This is a genomic window from Luteolibacter arcticus (assembly GCF_025950235.1).
Lineage (GTDB): Bacteria > Verrucomicrobiota > Verrucomicrobiia > Verrucomicrobiales > Akkermansiaceae > Haloferula > Haloferula arctica.
Genome location: NZ_JAPDDT010000004.1, coordinates 298,152 through 313,358 on the forward strand (window position 1 = coordinate 298,152; position 15,207 = coordinate 313,358).

Consider the following 15,207-nt stretch of genomic DNA (forward strand, 5'->3'; position numbering starts at 1 on the left):
GAAATTCCAAGCTCCCACGAAAAACCGATGAAAACCTTTGCCGCCCTCGCCCTGCTCGCTGTTCCCGCCTTCGCCGCTGATCACCCCGCCGACGCATGGGAACTCACGCTCGAATCCGGCTACCTCTGGAACGTCGGCGACAATACCGCCATCGACTACGAGATCGCGCCGACGCAGTTCACACTCCGCAGCCCGGTGGTCTTGAAGTGGTGGGAAGATGAGAACGGCGCCCGCCTGATCGTCCGCAGCCGCGCTTCGTTGCTCATGGAGTCCATCGTCGAGGGCCCGGAAGACTACTACTTCGGCATCAATGGCGCGCCATCGATCGAATACTGGTTCCCGAACGAAAAGACGTCGCTGTTCTTCTCCATCGGCGGCGGCGTGGGCTGGACGAACTCCACCCGCGATCCCGAAGGCCAGGGCCAGGACTTCACGCTGAATTGGTTTTCCCAGCTCGGCGTGCGCCAGGAGATCGCACCGAACCTCTCGCTACTAGGCGGGGCGTACTTCATTCACCACTCGAATGGCGGCCAAACCGACCCGAACCCGGGCATCGATGCACTCGGCTTCACCATCGGCCTCGGCTGGCAGTTTTGATCAGCGCAACGCCTCAACATGCGCCACCGCCGCCGAGGCGAGTCCCGGCGGGTAGTAGCCGCCTTCCAGCGAGGAGACGACTCGTCCTTCTGCATGCTTGTCGGCAATGGAAACGACTCGCCGGGTAAAGCCGGCGAAGGTCTCGTCGTCCCATCGCAAGCCACCGAGCGGGTCGCCATCGCGGGCGTCAAAGCCGGCCGAAACCAGCACGAATTCCGGACGGAAGGCCTCAAGGGCGGGTGCGGCATGCTCGTCCCACGCGGCGAGCGCCACTGACCCGTCCGAACCATGGGGGAGCGGCAAATTGAGCGTGAATCCCTCCCCCGCCCCGCTCCCGCGGTGAGCGGCATGCCCGGTGTAGGGATAGATATTCGCCTCGTGAAGCGAGACGTAGAAAACGCCGGGGTCGGCTTCGAAGATCGCCTCGGTGCCATTGCCGTGATGGACATCCCAATCGACGATGGCGATGCGCTGCAGACCGTGGACCCGGCGCAAATGGTTCGCGGCGATGGCGACGTGGTTGAAGATGCAGAAGCCCATGCCGCGCTCGGCCGTGGCATGGTGCCCGGGCGGGCGGACCGCACAAAAGGCCCGCGCCACCTCGCCGCTCATCACCGCATTCACCGCCTCGATCACCGCGCCGGTGGCTTCGAGTGCGACGTCGTAGCTGTCCTCGCAGAGCGCGGTGTCGCCGGTGCGCAGCATGTCGGCACAAGAGATGACGTCGCGATACACGAGGTCGTGATAGTGCGGCTCGTGAGCGAACAAGACCTCCGCGACCGTCGCCTTGCGACCGGGCAGGCGCACGATGCCCCGCGGAAGTTTCTCTAGAGCCTCGCGCAGCACGCGATAACGCGCAGCCGACTCTGGGTGGCCGGGGCCGGTATCATGGCGCTCATAGCAAGGATCGTAGTGAACTCCGATGGGCTTCATCTCTCGTCGCGGTGGATGTTCTTGTGCGCCAGATAACCATTCCGCCAGCGCAGGATGCGGGAAACCGGCAGCCGGAACTCGCGCTCGTCGCCGAGCCCGCTGGAAGTGCCACCGGCACGAGTGAAGAGCGAGGCCATGCCGTGATTCTCCGCCAGCACACTGGCCCAGAATTCCTTGATGCCACGCTTCCTCGCGACCTTCGCCAACTCGCCTAACAGGAACCCCGCCATCCCCACCCGGCGGGTGCTCTCATGCACTACGAACGCGATCTCGGCGGAGGCTCCAGAGGCATCGAGATAAAAGCGGCCGATCGCCCGCAGATCCTCGCGCCCGGCATGCTGGGCAAACAGCCCGAGCGCGTGATCCTTCGCCTGATCGACCGCCGCCAGCTTGTAGGCGGACTCGCCGGTCATGCGGTCGCGCTGGTAGCCATAGCGGAGCCGCACCGTTTCCTCATCGTGCGAGTAGAAGAACGACTGCAACGCGCCCATGTCGCTCGGATGCAGCGGACGCAACCGGAAGCGACCGCACGAAAAGCTGATCCACTCGCTCTCCACCTCGCCGCGCGCCCCGCCCGGCATGGTGAAGAATTTCGGCAGCCATCCCCGCGTGCGCGCGCCCTCTAACAGCGACTCGCGGTGATCGGGATGCGCGATTTCCACCAGCCGCGCGACGCGTTCCCGGATGCTGTTCCCGTAAATACTAGCGATGCCGTACTCGGTGACCACGTGATGGACGTCACCCCGGCCGGTGCAGACGCCGCTGCCGGGTTGCAAGCCGGTGACGATGCGCGAGGCCTTGCCATCGTCGGTGAGCGAGGTCAGGACAATGATCGGCCGGCCGTCCTTGCTGCGGCCCGCGCCGCGGATGAAGTCCTGCAAGGCACCGATACCCCCGTAAAATCGATGGCCGCTGGAGTCCCGCACCACCTGGCCGGTCAGGTCGATCTCACGCGCGCCGTTGATCGCGACCATGCGGTCATTGCGCGCGATGCGCAGCGGGTCGTTCACCCAGTCGCTCGGATGCAGTTCGAGGTCGGGATGACCATTGGCGAAGCGATACAGCTTGCGGCTGCCGAGCACGTGGCTGGCGATGATCTTCCCGGGCTTGTAGCTCTTGCGCGAATTGTCCACCGCACCACAGCGGACGAGCTCCATCAGCGCGTCATTGAACATGCCCGAGTGAATGCCAAGCTGGCGGTGCTTCGTGAGCGCGCGAGCGACAGCCTCGGGCGTGTTACCCAGCCCCACCTGAAGTGTGGCGCCATCGTCAATCAACTGCGCGGCATACCGGCCGATGCGCTCCTGGCGTTCATCGAGCTCCGCCACCTCTGCCTCGGGCAGAGGAGCGGCATGCTTCACGAAAAAGTCGATGTCCTTGACCGAGATCAAGCTGTCGCCGCCGGTGCGAGGCATCTTCGGATTCACCTGGGCGATCACGAGGCGGGCGCACTTCACCGCGGCGCGGGTGACATCCACGCTCACGCCGAGCGAGCACTTCCCATTCTCATCCGGCGGCGTGACCTGAACCAATGCCACATCGAGCGGCGTGCGCCCGCTTTGGAAGAGCGCGGGCACTTCCGACATCGCGCAGGGCGTGTAGTCCGCCTGGCCGCGCTCGACCGCCTCGCGCAACGCAGGCGTGAGGAAAAAGGAATTCGTGCGAATGACCTGCTCGTATCGCGGCTCGATCCACGGCGTGGGACCGAGCCCATGGATGTGGACGATTTCGAGGTCCACGAAGCGGTCGGCATGACGCAGCATCGAGGCTACCAGGGCCTGCGGCACCGCGGCCCCGCCACCGATGAAGACGCGGCTGCCCGGGCGCAGCAAGCGCGGCCAATCGCGTTCATCAAGGGGCGTCACGCCGCGACGCTAACATGCCTGGCAACAGAGGCGAAAATTTCCCAAGGAAATTCGCCCAGCGGTGTCATGCTTCATGAACCCGTGATGAAAGCCTTCGCCCTGCTACCGCTCCTTTCGTGTCTCGCCTTCGCCGCCGAGCCGGTGAAAACCAATGCCCAACTGCCGGAGGACCAGATCATCTTTCCCCAGCCGGAGACGGCCGAGGGCGTGAAAATCACCGCGTCCTTGAAAAGCGACACCGTGGTCAGCGAGGTGATCCAGGGAAATTGGATCCGCACCGAGCATCTGCTGACCTATGAGGTCACAAAGGCCGACGCCGGCTTTCCGCACAAGGAGCTGACTTTCGTGTGCCGGGACCAGAACCCCACCCCGGAGTCGGGCATCATGGTCAAGAAAGTGCCGTGGCCTTTCCAGAAAGGCAGCATGACTTTCTCCGTGAGCCGGGACGAGTCAGTCCGCCACACGCCTTACTTCAATATCGCTCGCTACGACGCGATCGAACCGCAGAAATGATCATGAAGACTATTGCCCTGACTACCGCCCTCATCACCGCTGCCAGCGCCGAAACCGCGCTGACGATTTACAACCAGAACCTGGCCGTGGTGCGCGAGTCGGTCCCGCTGGAGCTGAAGGCCGGCGAAAACCCGCTGACCTTCGACCGCGCGACGGCTCAGGTACTTCCAGACTCGGTGGTTCTGCGCGACCCCACGGGCAAGGCCGCCTTCTCGATCCTCGAGCAAAGCTACCGCAATGACCCGGTGAGCAAATGGCTGCTGCTCCAGCACTTCGAGGGTCAGGTGATCGACTTCCGCACCACCTACCCCGATGGCAAGGTCGAGGTGAAGCCCGGCAAGATTGTCCGCTCCGGCTACGTGCCCGGAGGCCAGCCGCAGGAACCCATCATCGAGGTCGAGGGCAAGCTGCGCTTCCAGCTTCCCGGCGAGCCGCTGTTCCCGGCACTCGGCGATGGCTCAATCCTGCGGCCCACGCTGGGCTGGCAGATCCAGAGCGCGGCGGATGCGAAGTTCGATGCCCAGCTCTCCTACCTCAGCAACGGCTTTTCCTGGGAGGCGGACTACAACCTCGTCGCGCCGGAGAAGAGCGACACCGTCACCCTGACCGGCTGGGTGACCGTGAACAACCAGAGCGGCACGGGCTTCAACCAGGCCAGGATCAAACTGGTGGCCGGTGAGGTGAATATCGTCCAACCGAACGTCCCGGTGGATTCCTCGCGCATGGCCATGCGGCTGAAAAGCATGTCCGACGCCGCACCGGCGGTGCAGGAGAAGGCCTTCGATGACTTCCACCTCTACACACTCCAGCGGCCGCTGACGATCCGCGACAAGGAAACGAAGCAGGTCGAGTTCCTCCGCGCACCGGAGGTGAAGGCGATGAAGAAGTATGTCTATGATGCGGCTTCCATGCGCTTTTTCGGCGGCGGTCCGCAGACGCAGCCGATCCAAGGACAGGAATTCCCGAAGGACGTGGCCATCTACTGGGAGTTCAAGAACGAGGAAGCCAATGGCCTCGGTGTGCCCCTGCCCGCGGGCCGGGTTCGCTTCTACCGCTCCGATGACCAGGACGGAAACCTCGAGTTCGTCGGGGAAAACGACATCGACCACACCCCTCGCAACGAGAATGTCTCGGTCTACACCGGCAATGCCTTCGACCTCGTCGGCGAGCGGAAGATCACCAACTTCCAGCGCGACGACCGAGCGGAGTGGATGAAGGAAACCGTCGAGGTCACGGTGAAAAACCGCTCGAAGGAACCCAAGGAAATCGTCGTCCGCGAGCACCTGTGGCGCTGGCTGGAGTGGAAGCTCGAGGATGTCTCGATGGAGTCCGTGAAGAAGGACGCACAGACCATCGAATTCACCGTGAAGCTGGCGCCGGATGAGGAGAAGAAGGTGACCTACACCGCGCACTACACGTGGTGAAAGGCCACTTATCGCCGCAAAAGGCGCGCGGGTTTCGTCCCAACGGGACGGCTCATAACAGCCCGGCACGAAGTGCCGGGTGGGAAGGCGATAGCGACCGCGTCACAACGTGACGCCTCATGCGTCTAACAGCTGCGTTCCCGGCCCGGCTCCAAAACCCATCGAATGGGGCTCTGGGTCGGACAAATGCGGGACCGAAACCGACGCGCGGGAGTTTTGGATAAGACCGCCGCCCCCCGCATGAAGTTTCCCGTTGGGAGACCAATCCCTTGTCTGCATGGCCCGGCACTTCGTGCCGGGCTTCTATAAGTTGTCCCGTTGGGACATAGAGATTCCGCCGCAGCCCCTCTACTTCCGGAAGCAATCCACCGTGTGGTCATTCACCATGCCCACCGCCTGCATGTAGGCATACATCGTGGTGGAGCCCACGAAGTTGAAGCCCGCCTTGCGCAGCGCCTTGCTGAGCGCATCCGACTCCGCCGTCGTCGTGGGAAAATCGCCCATCGCCTTGAAGCGGTTCACCTTCGGCTTGCCGCCGATGAAGCTCCAGATCCACTCCACCGGATCCCCTTCCCGCTCGCGCAGGGCCAGCCAAGACTTGGCGTTCTCGCGCACGGCGAAGATCTTCCCGCGGTGGCGGATGATGCCCGGATCGAGCACCAGCTTGTCCAACTGGCCATCCTTCATCTTTGCCACCTCGTCGGGCTCGAAATTGCGGAAGACCTCGCGGTAGCGCTCGCGCTTCTGGAGCACCGTCCACCACGACAAGCCCGCCTGCGCGCCTTCTAGGCAGATCATCTCAAAAAGGTAGCGCTCCTCCCGCGACGGCACGCCCCACTCGGTGTCGTGGTAGGCGACGTACAGCGGCTTGTCGACGGGAAGCCAAGGGCAGCGGGTCATGGGCGAAGCTTGAATCCGCCTCCAACGACCTCAAGCCAGCATCACGGCAATTTCCCGCCGGCGCCGGGATCGACATCCAGCTTGCGCCCCCGGTGGATGGCGGATCGCTTGGCCGGGCTTGCTCTTGGGCAGCATGCGCGCAACGCGAGGCGGTCGACAAGAGGATCAATTTGAAAGCTTGTCGCCGCCGGATGCGACGGCTTGGTCGCCTGACATCTTTATCGCGGCTGCAGGGCGATGTCGTAGGCTTTGGTCTGCTTGGCCAATGTGAAAACCAAGCTGCCGGGAGCATTGAGATTCCCGTTCAAGAGCAGACGCCCATCCGAATGCCGGATGAAAATGTCGCCTTTGCTTGATACCGCCCATCGAAGATCGGCACTTCGCCCTCCTTTCGCATCAAAACCCACCGCGACGTGATCCGCCTCGAAACGGATGGTCCCGAGCTTCATGTCCGAGGGGAAATCAACATCGCTGAGTTCGGCCGTCTTGCCAATCAACTGGCGCGAGACTTCCTCCCCGTCCCGCTGCACGGGTGGCCGGCTGTAAAAATCGGCGACCAAAGTCTGGATATAGCGAATGGTTGCCTTGTTGCCATCGACGGCGAGAGCAATGGACTTCGAGTCATAGCGCAAGGTGTCGGACCCGGCGATCGGAGCACCGGCATTGATGAGCGCCTCCTTGAGGGTGGATCCTCCGTATTCGCTCTTGAAGTCCATCTCAACCCCTGGAGACGCTGGAATCATGGCGGTGTCTGCGTGCACATTTCCGATAAGCGCAGCTACGATGAGGAATGCTGATCTGGTTTTCATTGCTTTTTAACGAGGTCAATTTTTGGGCGAACGGTCAAGGCGAGGCACGGAGCGCGGCGAAGGCTTCACCTCCAGTTTCGTCACGCGAAATGCCGCCACACGGATAGGGGGAAGGGCGTTGAGCTTGATCGATGGACCGCCGGGGAATTCCCCCATGCTCTCGTGATCCGGGCCATCGGGGATGCGTTGGAATTTCCACTCCCCGGGCCGCAGTTCGCCTTCGAAGGGCATCGCCCTCGCATCCTTCTCGCGCACGGCGGGGGAGTGGAACTCACACTTCAGGCTGATGTTGGACTCCACCACGGTCAGCGTTCCTTCCAGCTCTGCCAGCCGGCGATCATGATAGTCCTCGTTTTTGATCTTGGCGAGTTTGCCCGCACCGGTGGCGACGCGGAAGGGCTGATCCGACAGGCAGACGATGCCGTAGGAAAACCACCGGCCCATCGTTTCGGCGGCAAGCGCGGCTTGCTGGGGATCGGCCTGCTCAATCTTCTCCAGCATGGCATCGGGCAAGGAACCATACCTCACCTCCAGCCGCCATGGGGCCTTCGGATCGTTGCCAAACGGCAGGTCCCCGGGCGGCGCTTCTGCCTTCGCGGCCCCGGCTGCGGCCTGCGGCGATTCGAGGTAGCACCAGATCGGACGATTCTGGTGGTGCGGGACCTGCCAGTCCGTGACCTGCTGCCAGGTATTCGGGCAAAGCGGGAAAGCCAGCCCGGAAGTACGAAACCGATAGTAGCTTTGGTCCAGTGCCGGCTCCAGGGTATCGATGTCGAAGAGCAAGTGGGCGGCATCGCCTTCGCCGGCCTTCCTCACCTCGAGGGTGGTGCCGCCTTGGTCCAGGCTCTTGCGTTCGCCGCCTCGTAGCGGAGTGCCGGCCCGGTTGACGCTCGTGACTTCGCTCGACAAGGGAAGCTGCCAGTGAACGAGCAGGTCCTCGGTGGGCTTGCCCTCGCGGGTCATCATGACCGCTCTCTCGCCCGGTAGTTCGGGATTCCCAGCCCGCCGTTTCAATTCTTCCCCCACTTCCTCCCGGTGACCGGAGCCGAAGATTGCGATGTGGAGGATTTCCTCCGACAGCGCGCGTTCCGCACTGCCTGCCAGTAGGAGGCTGAAAAGGAAGAGAGGAAGCGAGACTCTCGCCGGACGGGATCGGTTCATGGAAGACGAGGTGGGATTGGGTTTCTCTGCCTGGCGATTGGAAGCATCCTTCCATGGACCGAGTGGGTGTTGTGTCAAAAGGAGGTCAAAAGGGGTGCCGGCGGAGCGAGCCTTTCCCTAGTCGGAAATCGTCCGGCTACCAACGAACAAGCGGGCTATCAGGCATTTGTGGGGAGGAACGGAACCGTTTGTCCGCCGGGGGAACGTCGTCGGCCTCCTTCCGCTGGGCCACAATCCCGCCTTGCCGCCCGGGGGAGCGCCTGATTCCATCCGCGCCCCAACCCGCACCAGACCATGGCCAACAAGGACCACACCGACCCCGCCCGCATGGAGAAAATCGTCTCCCTGTGCAAACGCCGCGGCTTCATTTTCCAAGCCGGCGAGCTCTACGGCGGTCTCAATGGATGCTGGGACTACGGTCCGCTTGGCACCGAGCTGAAGCGCAACCTGAAGGAATATTGGTGGCGCAAAACCGTCCAGGAGCGTGACGACGTGCTCGGCATGGACGGAGCGATCCTGACCATGGAGCAGGTCCTCGTTTCCTCCGGCCACGTCGGCGGCTTCAGCGACCCGATGTGCGATTGCTTGCTCTCGAAGGCCCGCCTGCGCGCCGACCAGATCCCGGCGCAGGACGGCACCGCCGTGCATTTTAAAGGCGCCAAGCACGAGGCTTCCGGCTGGTCCAGCGACCGCGGCTTCGCCGTGCTGGTCGCCCCGGGCAAGGACCCGATCGAGTCCCACAAGACCGCACGGAAATTCTACGCCGAGTTCATGCCGGACAAGAAGATCTCGCCGAAGGAACTCGAGCTGATCGAGGACTCCCGCGTGGAGGTCGTCGGCAGCACGTCCTTTAATCCGGACAATGGCAGCCTGCTCACCGAGCCCCGGCAGTTCAACCTGATGCTGCAGACGAACTTCGGCGCGACCGGCGACCAGATCGCCTACCTCCGCCCGGAGACCGCGCAGTCGATCTTCGTGCAATACAAAAACGTGCTCGATTCGAACCGCATCAAGCTGCCCTTCGGCATCGCGCAGGTCGGCAAGTCCTTCCGCAACGAGATCAACCCGCGCAACTACACCTTCCGCAGCCGCGAGTTCGAGCAAATGGAGATCGAGTATTTCTGCCGCCCCGAAGACGGCCTTCGCCTGACCGATGAGTGGCTGGAAGAGCGCCTCAAGTTCTACGCCGAGATCGGCATCCCGCGCGAGAAGCTGCACATCCTGGACATCCCGGATGGCGAGCGTGCCTTCTACTCGCAGAAGACCTACGATATCGAATACGAGTTCCCCTTCGGCGTGCAGGAGCTGGAAGGCGTGGCTTACCGCACCGACTACGACCTCGGCGTCCACCAGAAGGGCTCGGGCAAGCCGCTCGAATACTTCGACGAGGAAACCAAGGAGCGCTTCCTGCCGCACGTCGTCGAGCCGTCCGCCGGTTGCGATCGCACGATTCTCGCGCTGATCTGCGAGGCTTACGACGAGGAGAAGCTCACCGACGACAAGGGCAAGGACGACTCCCGCGAGGTCTTGCGCTTCGTCCCGCGCATGGCCCCGATCAAGGTCGGTATCTTCCCGCTGCTGAAGAAGAACGAAGAGCAGGTTCGCATCGCCAAGGAGATCCAGAAGAAGCTCCAGCCGTGGATGAATGTCTTCTACGACGACGGTGGTGCCGTCGGCCGCCGCTATCGCCGCCAGGATGAAGTCGGCACCCCCTTCTGCATCACGGTCGACTTCGACACACTCGGCGAAAACGGCCCCGAGCTGAAGGACACTGTCACCATCCGCCACCGCGACTCGATGGAGCAGGAACGCATGCCGGTCGATGCGCTGTTGGCGTGGCTGCTCGAGCGGGTCCGCTAAGAGACCAGACGCAAGATTCCAGAAATCAGAAAGGGCGCGGTTCTCCGCGCCCTTTCGTTTAAGTGCCTGAGTCGGAGACGCCGAGGGGGGCTTATAAAGATTTCGTTAGATCCTGTGCACGCTTCCATCGTCGCGAGCGCCAGAGGAGGAGCAGCGACCACGGAATGAGGAACGCGAGCAGGATGATCCATTACGGGAGATTGAGCATCCAGGAGCCGGCCACGGCTTCGTAGTTCATCTCGTTTTGCATCATCTCCAGCAAGGTGGTCGATTGGGTGGGCTCCGGCGCACCGAACGTCTCCTGGGGGCCAACCAGAAATGTCGCGGGAATGGACTCGTGCGGCCAGTAATCGCGATAGATGCGTTCTCCCCGATCGATGTGAAGGGTAGTCTTGGCCCCGGGGTCGCGGGAGATGATGATGCCGCGGACAACGCTATTGATGGCAGATTCATTCCGCTGCATCACCGAGAACTTGTAGCAGGCATCCACCATGCCCAGCAGAGGAACATCGCAATCAGGAGGCCGGCCCGGAAGATGAGAGAGCGGTGGAGCGCGTGCGGCAATTGGCTGTCCCGCTGCTGTGTGTCGGTCGCGGAGCGAAGCCTCGCCACATAGCGGCGCGTCTATAGCCGTCGCACTTTGGCGGCATCAGCCGCATCTGCTCCAAGCCACTCTCCGCCTCCGCGCAAAGGCGAAACCTGCGGCACCCAAGGCAAGGCCCACGGAGGTGGATAGTTCGGGGACCACGTTGAAGGTGAGGTTGGTCCCCCCTGGGAACGAGACCGTGCCTGGGGCACCGAAGGCTCCGACCTTGTAGGACACAAATCGCAGCCCCAGGAGATCTGTCGGCGTGCCGAAGGCTGTGAAAGTGTTGTTCGTCAATGCGGCGAGCGTGATGTCCAGAAACGCGGAAACCGTGCCGCTTTGGAAAAGGGTCACGAGCTGGTTACCGGGCAAAATCGCGCTGATGGTGAAGGCCGCTCCTTCGCCGGTATAGACCGAGCCCTGGCTGATCGTCACCAGTTGCTCGACGCCCGTGAGCGTCGTACTGAAGATCACTTCGAAATCGCTGCTGGCAGCCTGCGGACCCGCCGTGACCACCGTGGTCGCAGCCTGGCTGACGTCGGGCTTGGCAGTGAGTAGCAACCCGAGGATCGCTGCCGTGCGGAATTTCAATTTCATGCGTTGTTGCCGTTCGGGGGGAGTTCTAGTGCGGAAGCATTCCGGCACTTCAGCACCAGCAATAGTCCGCCTGCTAGATAGCGGCTGGCAGCCCCCAAACAAGCAGATTTCATTTGCGCCCCATTGAGGCTACAAAGCAGCGGTCTTGTGGCGCCGGGCGAGCTTCACCATTCCGTCCCCAGCCCATGACGGCCCGCCAGCTCTAGCAAATCCTCGCGCATCGGCCACTCGTCCGGACGCTCGCTGACTTGGTGGCGCTTGCTGGCACCCTTCAGCGTCATGCAGCCCGTGTTGTCGCCGATCTGGCGGACTTTCTCGGACTCCTCTGCCGTGAGGCGAACGTCAGGTAGCGCGGCGAAGTCGTGGATCTGTTCCTCGATGCTTCGCGCGCCTTCGCTAGCTTCCTGAATGAAGGTCGGCACCACGCTTTCCACGGCGGGCTGGCTGAGGTTCCAGATGGAGGCGAATTGGATCAGCGAAAGCCCGTGCTTCTCGGCGATCGGCCTCATCTTCTCGATCTTCGCGAGCCCGTGATCGACCCAGCCCTCGGCACGATAGGAGCGGTGATCGCCGGGCTTGAAGACGTGGCCCTGCTTCATGTCGCCATGGAAAAGCCCACCGTAGTCAGCGACCCGGGTGAGCACCTTGATGCCGTTTTTCTCACAAACCGGCAGCACGTGGCACGATGGCCATGGCTCGAGAGGATTGAGAATGAGCATCATCCAATCGATGTCGGCGCCGCGGCGCTCGATGCAGTCGATCAGGTCGAGCGTGAAGCCATTCGCCGGTCCCGGGGCGAGGCCGATACGCTCGGCGAGCCCCTCGGACTTCAGCGCGCGCAGGCCATCCCACACGGCATCGCTGGTGTAGCCGGTCTCGTCCGGATTGTGCAGCATCAGCAGGTCGAAGCGGTCGGTGCGGCAACGCTCGAGCGACTTCTCGCAGGACTGGCGCAGGTAGTCGCGGAACTTGCCCGGCGCGTGCAGCTCGGTGAACCGCGGATAGCCACGAGCGCCTTGGCGCTGGCCTTCGTAGAAATCGTGGCCGACCATCCCGACGAGGCAGTATTCCTCGCGCGGCTTGTCGGCGAGCGCCTGGCCGAGCAGTTCGTCGGCCTTGCCATTTCCATAGACGTCGGCGGTGACGAAGGTGCGGATGCCATCGTCCCACGCCGTCTGGATGCAGGAGAGGAAACGTTCTTCGGGCAGCGTCTCACCGAAGTGCATGAAGCGGCCGGCGCTCCAGGTGCCGTAGGCTGTCGGGGTCAAATCCATGGGAAATTTCTAAATCGCCAGCCCGCAACGGTCAACCGGCTCTCAAAAACTGCGCGGATTCGCGGCAAGAATGCGAATCCGCGCTCGAAACGTTCAGATCAGGCAAATCAGTCGAGCGACTTCACCCGCAGGTTCTTGTAGAGCGTGGTGCTGCCCGGGTCGTGAGCCTGGATCGCGAAGGTGCCGCCGCCCTTCAGCAGCTTGCTCTTTCCTTCCTCGGGCGTGTAGTTGACCAGTTCCTTGCCGTTGATGGAGACGGTGACCTTCCCCTTCTCGACGCGGATCACGTATTTCATCCAGGTGTTGTCCTCGAAGGGCTCCTTGTTATCGACCACCGCGTAGAGGCCGCCGGACTTGCGCCAGTCGGACTGGGTGTTGTTCACCTGCACCTCGTAGCCCTTGGCCGGCCAACCCTTGTCCTGGAACTCGGTGTGGATGAAGAGCCCGCCGTTCGAGTTCGGCTTGGTCATGATGTCGGCGCGCAGCTCGAAGTTGTCGAACTTCGCCTTGCCGTCCTTGCCCATGTAGAAGGCGTGGGTGCAGTTGCCGTTGGCGACGATGGCACCGTCCTCCACCTTGATGTTGGCGGGTTCGCCGCCGATCTTCCACCCATCGAGCGACTTGCCATCGAAGATGGACACGAATCCCTCCTCCGGCTCGGCGGAAGCGGTGAAAACGAAAGCGGAGGCCACAACGGCCGAAAGTAGTTTTTTGATCATGGGAACGCGTTTCTACGCCACCCCATTCCATCCCCTTTCCGCGCTGACTCAATCCCGGATTTTGGAGAGCGTTGGGCAAATCATTCTAGCGAAGGCCGCCACGGATTCAAAAACGGGAGAAAACCCCGCGGGCTCAAGCTGGCGATGATGCAGCAGTTCCTGACCGGGAGAACCTGATTGATTTGACGGGACGCAAGCTCTAACCTCATCCCATGTCCGAGCAAGATATCCAGACGCTGGAGAGCCAGTTTCCCGCCATTTCGGGACGGGCCTTTGCCGCGGCCCGGCAGCGGGTTTTGGCGTCCGGGCAGAGCGTGCTACAGACGGAGGGCAGCCGACTGGTCCGCGAGTACCCGGACGGGCGGAAGGAAGTGGTGAAACACATTGAGCCGCCCATCTTGGTGAAATCTGGCACGATCCTTACCATCCCGTGAGCGGGGAGACGCCGCGGATGCGCATGTTCGCCGGGCCGAACGGGTCCGGAAAAAGCGTCCTGAAGTCCTCAGAGCAGGAAAGGGTCGGGAAGCGCATTTTAACAACCGAGTAGCCTGAGATGGCCGAGAGAGGTAGAAGGGAAACATGCCTAGGAGCCTGCTCCATGAGTATCCCGGCGCCTGTTAGTAAGCTAGTGGTGTCATTCGGGAAGCAGGTTTCAGATGTCCGGATGATGAAGACGCTGGAGGCGTTGTTGAAATGCGCGTCCTGACCCCATCCATGACCCCATCCATCGGAATTTCGAGCGCCCCCCGCAAAAAGTCGGGCCAAACTCAAAAACATCCTCAGAATCGGGAATCGGACCATTGGAGGGTTTGGGTCGGGCCCAGACCCAATTGTGATAAGACCGAAGAAAGTGTCAGAAGCTTCTCAATGCTTGCGGAGGAATACGGCATTCGGAATACGAGGAACTGATCGGGACGCTCATATTTGTTGAGCGCTCGAGGAAGTGCCGCAAACCCGCATCCTCCCTCCAACTCTGTCGGATAGCCAATGTCGAAGACGTATCCCACCATGTCGGCTGGATTCCAGCAGATGGACGTGGCCCCCGAGGCCACCCCTACCAGCCTCAGTGACTCGCTCCACCAAAAGTGCGTTCCCCATTCCAGATTTTCCAGAACGGGTGTGGGAACACTCTTCAGAGCTGAACCATCCTCAGGCAAGGAAAGCGTGAGCGAAGAATCGGTGTCGCTTTTCCTCATATTGCCCCAGCCAATGATGGGCCTGCTGAAAATTTGTTCCGCCACCTGTTTCAGAGAATTTGGACGTAAATCAGGCCCGGAGCTACTCTTCTCTGAGGCCTCCAGGTGGCTCCGGCGGCAGGGATCGAACCTTCGACGAATCCCCCGCCACCTTGTTCGGCTCTGGATGCCTCATAGAATAGTCCTCCGAACCGCGAACGGGGGTCGTTAGATTCAGATTGGTCGCTAATGAGCGGTTCGGAGCGACGACTTGTCCGGCTTCTTCGTCGTGCATCTCGCTGGTGGGGAACATGAGGTCCAATCCGTATTCAATGCAATTGGCCAGCGATGCGTCATTGGGCGCAACCGTGTCCGCATACAATTCGAGCCAGAATCTCTCGGAGCTGTCGGCAGGGCCATGCGTGATCTCCAAAACAATTCCCGATGCAACGGGGCGAAGTCGCAAGCAGTCGTGACTCTTTCTGACCACCACCGCTTCCTCTTCACGCGCTGTCAGTTGCCCGCGCGCGGCCACCAAAGCTTCAAAGAGAACGGTGGCGTTCACATAGTTCATGAGGTGGATTTTCGTGCCGAACGGTATCTTGGGCGTGTTAGTCACGATGTCCCACACTAATCCAAAGGAAAAGGCCTCGGAGCTGTTCTGCTCTGAGGCCTTTATGTTGGCTCCGGCGCTAGGGATCGAACCTAGGACCTAGTGGTTAACAGCCACCCGCTCTACCGCTGAGCTACGCCGGATTTAGGGAACCACCCCGGGGACCGGGGCGGGCGGAAGA

15 protein-coding genes and 1 tRNA gene are annotated in these 15,207 nt (G+C 62.0%); 5 read left to right on the forward strand and 11 right to left on the reverse strand.

The annotated features are described in order from the left end of the window. Positions 1 to 27 precede the first annotated feature (27 nt). Positions 28 to 597, forward strand: coding sequence for an acyloxyacyl hydrolase (locus tag OKA05_RS12100; protein ID WP_264487402.1), 570 nt, complete (start codon positions 28 to 30; stop codon positions 595 to 597). Here the strand turns inward: OKA05_RS12100 and OKA05_RS12105 are convergent, their stop codons facing one another. Both OKA05_RS12105 and OKA05_RS12110 read right to left on the reverse strand, forming a co-directional pair. After that, positions 598 to 1,530 carry a histone deacetylase family protein gene (locus OKA05_RS12105; RefSeq protein ID WP_264487403.1) on the reverse strand — a complete coding sequence of 311 codons (933 nt, stop codon included), beginning with the start codon at positions 1,528 to 1,530 and terminating at the stop codon, positions 598 to 600. Beyond that, complete coding sequence (locus OKA05_RS12110) at positions 1,527 to 3,395, reverse strand: GNAT family N-acetyltransferase (RefSeq protein ID WP_264487404.1); 1,869 nt, start codon at positions 3,393 to 3,395, stop codon at positions 1,527 to 1,529. Before OKA05_RS12110 ends, OKA05_RS12105 begins: the two co-directional genes overlap by 4 nt. Positions 3,396 to 3,479: 84 nt before the next feature. Between OKA05_RS12110 and OKA05_RS12115 the strand changes: the two genes are divergently transcribed. Next, positions 3,480 to 3,908, forward strand: a complete 429-nt coding sequence (locus OKA05_RS12115; protein ID WP_264487405.1) for a hypothetical protein — start codon at positions 3,480 to 3,482, stop codon at positions 3,906 to 3,908. A gap of 2 nt (positions 3,909 to 3,910) precedes the next feature. Continuing rightward, positions 3,911 to 5,332 (forward strand): DUF4139 domain-containing protein, encoded by a 1,422-nt coding sequence (locus OKA05_RS12120; RefSeq protein WP_264487406.1) that lies wholly within the window; start codon positions 3,911 to 3,913, stop codon positions 5,330 to 5,332. Between the two features lie 348 nt (positions 5,333 to 5,680). On the opposite strand, the gene OKA05_RS12125 is transcribed toward OKA05_RS12120, so the two are convergent. From OKA05_RS12125 to OKA05_RS12135, 3 genes are all read right to left on the reverse strand, one after another. Next, positions 5,681 to 6,232 (reverse strand): DNA-3-methyladenine glycosylase I, encoded by a 552-nt coding sequence (locus tag OKA05_RS12125; RefSeq protein WP_264487407.1) that lies wholly within the window; start codon positions 6,230 to 6,232, stop codon positions 5,681 to 5,683. A gap of 218 nt (positions 6,233 to 6,450) precedes the next feature. Next, positions 6,451 to 6,975 carry a hypothetical protein gene (locus OKA05_RS12130; protein WP_264487408.1) on the reverse strand — a complete coding sequence of 175 codons (525 nt, stop codon included), beginning with the start codon at positions 6,973 to 6,975 and terminating at the stop codon, positions 6,451 to 6,453. Between the two features lie 81 nt (positions 6,976 to 7,056). Further along, the gene (locus OKA05_RS12135; RefSeq protein ID WP_264487409.1) at positions 7,057 to 8,202 is read right to left on the reverse strand and encodes a hypothetical protein; all 1,146 of its coding nucleotides are present in this window, start codon (positions 8,200 to 8,202) and stop codon (positions 7,057 to 7,059) included. Positions 8,203 to 8,496: 294 nt separating this feature from the next. On the opposite strand from OKA05_RS12135, the gene OKA05_RS12140 reads away from it, so the two are divergent. Further along, positions 8,497 to 10,062: a glycine--tRNA ligase gene (locus tag OKA05_RS12140; protein ID WP_264487410.1), complete on the forward strand. Its 1,566-nt coding sequence runs from the start codon at positions 8,497 to 8,499 to the stop codon at positions 10,060 to 10,062. A 190-nt stretch (positions 10,063 to 10,252) separates the two neighbouring features. On the opposite strand, the gene OKA05_RS12145 is transcribed toward OKA05_RS12140, so the two are convergent. The 4 genes from OKA05_RS12145 to OKA05_RS12160 all read right to left on the reverse strand — a co-directional run bounded on the left by OKA05_RS12145 (position 10,253) and on the right by OKA05_RS12160 (position 13,238). Continuing rightward, the gene (locus OKA05_RS12145; protein ID WP_264487411.1) at positions 10,253 to 10,555 is read right to left on the reverse strand and encodes a hypothetical protein; all 303 of its coding nucleotides are present in this window, start codon (positions 10,553 to 10,555) and stop codon (positions 10,253 to 10,255) included. Positions 10,556 to 10,711: 156 nt separating this feature from the next. After that, positions 10,712 to 11,245 carry a PEP-CTERM sorting domain-containing protein gene (locus OKA05_RS12150; RefSeq protein WP_264487412.1) on the reverse strand — a complete coding sequence of 178 codons (534 nt, stop codon included), beginning with the start codon at positions 11,243 to 11,245 and terminating at the stop codon, positions 10,712 to 10,714. 164 nt (positions 11,246 to 11,409) lie between these two features. Then, on the reverse strand, positions 11,410 to 12,519 hold the full coding sequence (locus OKA05_RS12155) for an aldo/keto reductase (RefSeq protein ID WP_264487413.1): 1,110 nt from the start codon (positions 12,517 to 12,519) through the stop codon (positions 11,410 to 11,412). A 107-nt stretch (positions 12,520 to 12,626) separates the two neighbouring features. Beyond that, a complete protein-coding gene (locus OKA05_RS12160; RefSeq protein WP_264487414.1) occupies positions 12,627 to 13,238 on the reverse strand; it encodes a 3-keto-disaccharide hydrolase in 612 nt (203 codons plus the stop codon). A 212-nt stretch (positions 13,239 to 13,450) separates the two neighbouring features. Between OKA05_RS12160 and OKA05_RS12165 the strand changes: the two genes are divergently transcribed. Next, positions 13,451 to 13,672 (forward strand): hypothetical protein, encoded by a 222-nt coding sequence (locus OKA05_RS12165; protein ID WP_264487415.1) that lies wholly within the window; start codon positions 13,451 to 13,453, stop codon positions 13,670 to 13,672. Between the two features lie 844 nt (positions 13,673 to 14,516). Here OKA05_RS12165 and OKA05_RS12170 read toward each other — a convergent pair. Continuing rightward, on the reverse strand, positions 14,517 to 14,987 hold the full coding sequence (locus tag OKA05_RS12170; protein ID WP_264487416.1) for a hypothetical protein: 471 nt from the start codon (positions 14,985 to 14,987) through the stop codon (positions 14,517 to 14,519). 107 nt (positions 14,988 to 15,094) lie between these two features. After that, a tRNA-Asn gene (locus OKA05_RS12175) sits at positions 15,095 to 15,169 on the reverse strand. Positions 15,170 to 15,207: the final 38 nt, after the last annotated feature.